Source organism: Acidovorax cavernicola (genome assembly GCF_003581445.1).
Genome location: NZ_QXMN01000084.1, coordinates 1 through 6,217, shown reverse-complemented (window position 1 = coordinate 6,217; position 6,217 = coordinate 1). Strand labels below are relative to the sequence as shown.

At 67.1% G+C, this 6,217-nt stretch carries 6 protein-coding genes and 1 pseudogene; 1 reads left to right on the top strand and 6 read right to left on the bottom strand.

What is annotated here, in order from left to right:
* On the bottom strand, nucleotides 1–1,193 hold a 1,193-nt coding region (locus D3H34_RS30605; protein WP_147400525.1), incomplete at its 3' end, for an ABC transporter transmembrane domain-containing protein.
* Between the two features lie 38 nt (nucleotides 1,194–1,231).
* Here D3H34_RS30605 and D3H34_RS30600 point away from each other — a divergent pair.
* Nucleotides 1,232–1,702 carry an acyl-CoA thioesterase gene (locus D3H34_RS30600; protein ID WP_119558606.1) on the top strand — a complete coding sequence of 157 codons (471 nt, stop codon included), beginning with the start codon at nucleotides 1,232–1,234 and terminating at the stop codon, nucleotides 1,700–1,702.
* 61 nt (nucleotides 1,703–1,763) lie between these two features.
* Here the strand turns inward: D3H34_RS30600 and D3H34_RS30595 are convergent, their stop codons facing one another.
* The 5 genes and pseudogenes from D3H34_RS30595 to D3H34_RS30575 all read right to left on the bottom strand — a co-directional run.
* The gene (locus D3H34_RS30595) at nucleotides 1,764–2,372 is read right to left on the bottom strand and encodes a bactofilin family protein (RefSeq protein WP_119558605.1); all 609 of its coding nucleotides are present in this window, start codon (nucleotides 2,370–2,372) and stop codon (nucleotides 1,764–1,766) included.
* A 181-nt stretch (nucleotides 2,373–2,553) separates the two neighbouring features.
* On the bottom strand, nucleotides 2,554–3,336 hold the full coding sequence (locus tag D3H34_RS30590; RefSeq protein WP_119558604.1) for an enoyl-CoA hydratase: 783 nt from the start codon (nucleotides 3,334–3,336) through the stop codon (nucleotides 2,554–2,556).
* Nucleotides 3,337–3,344: 8 nt separating this feature from the next.
* Complete coding sequence (locus tag D3H34_RS30585) at nucleotides 3,345–4,169, bottom strand: acyl-CoA thioesterase (RefSeq protein ID WP_119558607.1); 825 nt, start codon at nucleotides 4,167–4,169, stop codon at nucleotides 3,345–3,347.
* Nucleotides 4,170–4,413: 244 nt separating this feature from the next.
* Nucleotides 4,414–5,610, bottom strand: a complete 1,197-nt coding sequence (locus tag D3H34_RS30580; RefSeq protein WP_119558603.1) for an acetyl-CoA C-acyltransferase — start codon at nucleotides 5,608–5,610, stop codon at nucleotides 4,414–4,416.
* Between the two features lie 19 nt (nucleotides 5,611–5,629).
* Nucleotides 5,630–6,217 (bottom strand): annotated as a pseudogene (locus tag D3H34_RS30575) (3-hydroxyacyl-CoA dehydrogenase); the annotation flags it as partial.

Genomic DNA, 6,217 nt, shown 5'->3' with positions numbered 1-6,217 from the left:
GGGCCGACCACGGCCACGGTCTTGCCCGCGGGAATCTCGAAGCTCACGCCGCGCAGGATGGGCCGCGCCGGGTCATAGGCGAAATGCACGTCTTCCAGGCGCACTGCGGGGCAGTCGGCATGCTGCAGCGGCCGGGCATCGGGCGCATCGGCGACTTCGCGTTCGCGGTCCATGAGCACGAACATCCGGTCCAGATCGACCAGGCTCTGCTTGATCTCGCGGTAGATCACGCCGAGGAAGTTCAGCGGGATATAGAGCTGGATCATGAAGGCGTTGACCATGACCAGATCGCCCAGCGTCAGCCGGCCATCGACCACGCCCTGCGTGGCGCGCCACAGAATGGCCACCAGCGCCGTGGCGATGATGACCTGCTGGCCCGCGTTGAGCAGGCTCAGCGTGGTCTGGCTCTTGAGGCGCACGCGGCGCAGCTGCTCGAGGTTTTCGTCGTAGCGGCGCGCCTCGAAGCCCTCGTTGTTGAAGTACTTGACGGTCTCGTAGTTCAGCAGCGAATCCACGGCCTTGGTATGGGCCGCCGACTCCTGGGCATTGGCCTCGCGGCGAAAGCGCGTGCGCCAGCCCGTCACCTGCACCGTGAAGACGACATACAGCGCGAGCGCGGCCAGCGTGATCGCCGCGAACCAGATATCGAAGCGCAGCGCCAAAATGGTCAGCACCAGCAGCATTTCGATCAGCGTCGGCAGGATGCTGTAGAGCGAGTACGAGATCAGCGACTCGGTGCTGCGCACGCCGCGCTCGATGTCGCGCGTCATGCCGCCGGTCTGGCGCTCGAGGTGAAAGCGCAGGCTCAGCGCATGCAGATGTTCGAAGGTCGTGAGCGCGATGCTGCGCGCCGCGCCCTGCGTCGCCTTGGCGAACACCAGGTCGCGCAGCTCGGTGAACAGCGAAGTCGAAAAACGCAGTGCGCCATAGGCGAGCAGCATGGCCGCGGGCACGACCAGCACGGCGGCCGGGTCGCCGGGCTGGAGCGTGAGCGCATCGACCAGCTCCTTGAGCAGCACGGGCACGCCGACATTCGCGACCTTGGCCGCGACCATGAAAAGCAGGGCCGCGAGCACCCGCCATTTGTATTCCCACAGATAAGGCAGCAGCCGCTTGAGCGTCGCCCAGTCGGCGCCGGAAGCTGGGGAAGCGGGTACGGGTAAATCCTGAGGAGATTCGGCAGAACGGCGCATCGGGGACAATTCCTGTTGTTATATTCCCGATTGTGCCAATGCCTCCGCGTCCAGACCTTCCTCCCCACCCATTGCCCGCAGACAAAGATCTCGTGCTCAAGGTGATTCCCATGCCCGCCGATGTCAACGCCAATGGCGACATCTTCGGCGGCTGGGTCATGGCGCAGGTCGATCTCGCGGGTTCGGTGCTGCCTTCGCGCATCGGTCAGCGCATGGTCACCGTCGCGGTCAACGAATTCATTTTCAAGCAGCCCGTGCGCGTCGGCGACATCCTGTCGTTCTATTCGAGCGTGCGGCGCGTGGGCCGCACGTCGGTCACGGTGGATGTCGAAGTCTATGCCGAGCGTTTTCACGACCAGGGGCGCTTTGTCAAAGTGACCGAAGCGCTGCTCACCTATGTCGCCATCGACAGCGAAGGCAAGCCCCAGGCCCTGCCGGAAAACGCGCAGATCATGGCCTGGCGCCAGGCAATCCAGCGCAACGCAGAAGCGGCCGCACCCACGCGCTGAGCGGCGGGTGTCGCCGCGGCCCCTGCACCGGCGCACGCCGGAGTCAGGCGCCGCGCAGGCGTCAGGCGGGCAGGCCGGCGGCCAGGCGCGGCTGGCTGGCCGCCGCGGTCTGGCCCGATGCTGCTGCGGCATTGGCCGCGGATTGCGCCGAGGCCGTCACCACGCTGCTGCCGGACGCTGCGGAAATGTTCCTGGGCGAAGAGCCGGCTTCGATCTGGCCCGTGAGTTCACCGCCCTCTTCGATCACCACCTTGCCGTAGCGGATCTTGCCGCTGACCTTGCCCGTGCCGTAGATCACGAGCTTCTGGCGCACGATCAGCGTGCCGTCGAACACGCCGCGGATTTCGGCGACGTCGATCTCGGCCGTGCCGTGGAAAGCGCCTTGCTCGGCGATTTCGATCACGCGCGAATCCATCGTGGCTTCGACCGTTCCTTCGACCACCAGCGTGTCGCAATCGGTGATTTCAACGCCCTTGAGCTTGATATTGGGGCCGACGATCAGCCGGCTGCCGCCTTGGCTTTGCGCCTCCGCGGCGGTGGCGGCGGGCGCTGCGCTCGCGCTGCCCTGGCTGGCGCCAAAGCTGCTGCCGGTCGATGCCATGCCAGTGGCGGGGCTGCGGGGGGTGAAGCTGTCTTCACGCTTGCCAAAAAACGGGTTCTGCACGGCCATGGTCTCTCCTTGGAAAGCGTCCATGCTAGAGCGCCATCTTGGCAACAAATGACATCATCGCGCAATAAAAGTAACCAATTCCCTCGATTGATGCATCCGCTTGCAAAGGTTTCCTGATCACACAGCTATGCAAGCGCCCGCAGGCGCTTTCCATCGGTATTTCGGCCGTTCAGAGAGCCGCTCAGACTTTGGAGAAGTCGGGGTGGCGCTTTTCCATGAACGCCGACACCGCTTCGCGCGCTGCGGGTTCGTGCAGCATGCGGCCAAAGCTCTGGCCTTCCTCGGCCATGCGCGTGCGCACCGTGGCCGCCTGGCCCGACTTCATCAGGCGCTTGGACTCGACCAGCGCCGACAGCGGCTTGGCCGCGAGCTTGCGCGCCTGGCGCTGGGCCAGCGCATTGCATTCGCTGGGCGGCACCACGCGGTTGACCAGGCCGACTTCGAGCGCGGCTTCGGCCAGGAAGGGCTCGCCCAGCAGCAGCGCTTCGGCCGCGCGGTGGTAGCCCATGAGCTGGGGCAGCAGCAGGCTGGAGCTGAATTCAGGGCACAGGCCCAGGTTCACGAACGGCAGCGAGAACGCCGCGTTGTCGCCCGCATAGACCAGGTCGCAGTGCAGCAGCAGCGTGGTGCCTATGCCCACGGCCGGGCCGCAGACCGCGGCGATCACGGGCTTGGGGAAGTCCGCGAGCTGGCCCATGAAGCGCAGCGTGGGGCTCTGGCCGTCCAGGCTGTTGCTGGACGCATTCAGGAAGTCGCCCAGGTCGTTGCCGGCGCTGAAGATCGCCAGGTCGCCCTGGAACACCAGCACGCGCACCGCGGCGTCCTCACGCGCGGCCGCCAGCGCGTCGGCCATCGCGCCGTACATCGCCTGGGTGATCGAGTTCTTCTTCGCGACCCGGTTGAACGTGAGCGTGCAGACACCGTCTTCGGTGTGCACAAGAATATCGGAGGTGGTAACCGTCATGGTGTTGATCATTCCTTGAAATAGACAATCTGATGGCTGGTCGCGAGCAGGTAGCCGGCCTCGTTCCACAGCTGGGCCGTCTGGTCGAAAAAGCCGTTGCGAAACTCCTGGCCGCGGGCCTGGCCCAGCACATAGCCCGTGCCCGTGGTCTGCAGCTGGGCCTGGCTCGCATGGAAGTAGACCGTGATCGACACCGTGCCCGCAGGCACCTGGCGCGCGCGCCGCAACCAGACGCGCGGGAAGAATACATCGGCCAGCGCGGCCAGCGCGCAGAAATCGAGCGGACGCGGCGGATCGTCGCGCATCCACAGCTGCGACAGGCTCGGGCCCATCGCACCATCCCAGTCCCTGGGCACGTCCCCCTGCATGGGCCGCATCTCGTAACGCGAAAGCCATTCGACGCCAAAGCCCGGCGCGATGCGCTGCAGATCGCCGGGTGCGGCCACTTCGGGCATGGGTTCGTCGGAAATGCTCCAGGTCTCGCGGCGCACCGCCGTCACCACGGTGGCCGTGGTCGTGACCACGAGTTCGCCTTCGCCATCGGTCTGCAGCACCGACAGCGTCCAGTGCTGGGTCGAACGGTTGGTGCGCACCGGCGTGACCTGCAGCGTGAACGCACCGGCCGTGAGCGCGCCCGCGTAGTTCACCGTCAGCGACAGCGGCTCGCCCAGCCGCTGCGGGTGGTCCATCACGGCCTTGACCAAAGTCGCGGCCGTGATGCCGCCGAACGGCCCCACCATGTTCCAGTAGTCCGGGCTGGTCTGCCCTTCGTACTGGCCCGGGGACACGAGTTGCAGCTGCAACGCCAAATCAAGAGGATGGGTCATGGTCATGGTGCCAGTGTGCGCTGAAGAAGTGAGGGCGGCCGTCGTCTGGGCGACGGCCGCCAGCCGAAGCGAAAGCCACTCCAGCATACCGCGCCAGCAGCACTGTCGGCCACTCGGGCGGAAGGCATCGGTCGATCTGGCAGAGCATCCGAAAGGGCCACACCCGCCGCCGCCGGGCCGCCCCAAGGCGGCGGACGGCCCCCCTGGGGGGCAGCGAGCCACACGCAGTGGGCGAGCGTGGGGGCCAAATTCAGACGCGCTCGAAAATACCGGCAGCGCCCTGGCCCATGCCCACGCACATCGTCACCATGCCGTATTTCAGGTTGTTGCGGCGCAGCGCGTGTACCACCGTGGCCGCGCGGATCGCGCCGGTCGCGCCCAGCGGGTGGCCGAGCGCGATCGCGCCGCCCATGGGATTGACCTTGGACGGGTCCAGCCCCAGCGTGTTGATCACGGCCAGCGACTGCGCGGCAAACGCTTCGTTGAGCTCGAACCAGTCGATGTCCTGCTGGTTTAGGCCCGCGTAGCGCAGCACCGCGGGAATCGCCTCGATCGGGCCGATTCCCATGATCGCCGGCGGCACGCCCTTGCTCGCGAAGCTCACGAAGCGCGCCAGCGGCGTCAGGCCGTAGCGCTTGATCGCCGACTCGCTGGCCAGGATCAGCGCGCCCGCGCCGTCGCTGGTCTGCGAGCTGTTGCCGGCCGTGACCGAGCCGCGCGCGGCGAACACCGTGCGCAGCTTGGCCAGGCCTTCGAGGCTGGTGTCGGGGCGCGCGCCCTCGTCCAGCGACACCGTGCGCGTATGGAGCGCGACTTCGCCCGTCGCCAGGTTCAGCGCGCGGTCGGTGACTTCGATCGGCGTGATCTCGTCGGCAAACGCTCCCGCGGCCTGGGCCGCGAGCGCCTTCTGGTGCGAAGCCAGCGCGAACGCGTCCTGCGCTTCGCGGCTGACCTTCCACTGCTGCGCGACCTTCTCGGCCGTCAGGCCCATGCCGTAGGCGATGCCCACGTCGCCGTCGCGATCGAAGATGCTGGGCGACAGACTGGGCGCATTGCCCATCATGGGCACCATGCTCATGCTTTCGACACCCGCGGCGATCATCACATCGGCTTCGCCCACGCGGATGCGGTCGGCGGCCATCTGCACCGCCGACAGGCCCGAAGCGCAGAAGCGGTTGACGGTGATGCCGCCGACGCTGGTCGGCAGGCCCGCGAGCACGGCCGCGATGCGCGCCACGTTCAGGCCCTGCTGGGCTTCGGGAATCGCGCAGCCGCAGACGATGTCCTCGATGCTCGCCGGGTCCAGCCCCGGCACCTGGGCCAGCGCACTCTTGAGCGTCGCGGCCAGCAGGTCGTCGGGCCGGTAGTTGCGGAAGAAGCCCTTGTGCGAGCGGCCGATGGGCGTGCGCGTCGCGGCGACGATGTAGGCGTCCTGGATCTGTTTCATGTTCTGTTCCTTTGCCGCGTCAATTGCGCAATGGTTTGCCGGTCGACAGCATGCCCAGGATGCGCTCCTGGCTCTTGGGGTGGGCGATCAGCCCGCAGAACGCCTTGCGCTCGAGCTGCATCAGGTATTCCTCGCTGACCAGCGTGCCCGCGTCGACATCGCCGCCGCAGACCACTTCGGCGATCAGCGTCGCGATGTACTGGTCGTGGTCGCTGATGAAGCCGCCGTCGCGCATGTTGACCAGCGAGCCGCGGATGGTCGCGATGCCGCTGCGCCCGGCGACCGGGAACAGCCGCTTGTGCGGCGCGCGCCAGCCGCCCGCGGCCAATGCCCGGGCTTCGTTCAGCGCGACGAACAGCACTTCATCCTTGTGCGCGACGATCAGATCGCTGTCGAGCAGATAGCCGAGCTGGCGCGATTCCAGCGCGCTGGTGCCGACCTTGGCCATGGCCGCGGCCGTGAAGCCTTCAGTGAGGAAGGGCAGCAGGTCCTTGCCCGTCGACGTGGCCGCATTCTCGGCCGCGCGCCGCGCGATATAGGTCAGGCCGCCCGCGCCCGGCACCAGGCCCACGCCGACTTCGACCAGGCCGATGTAGCTCTCCATATG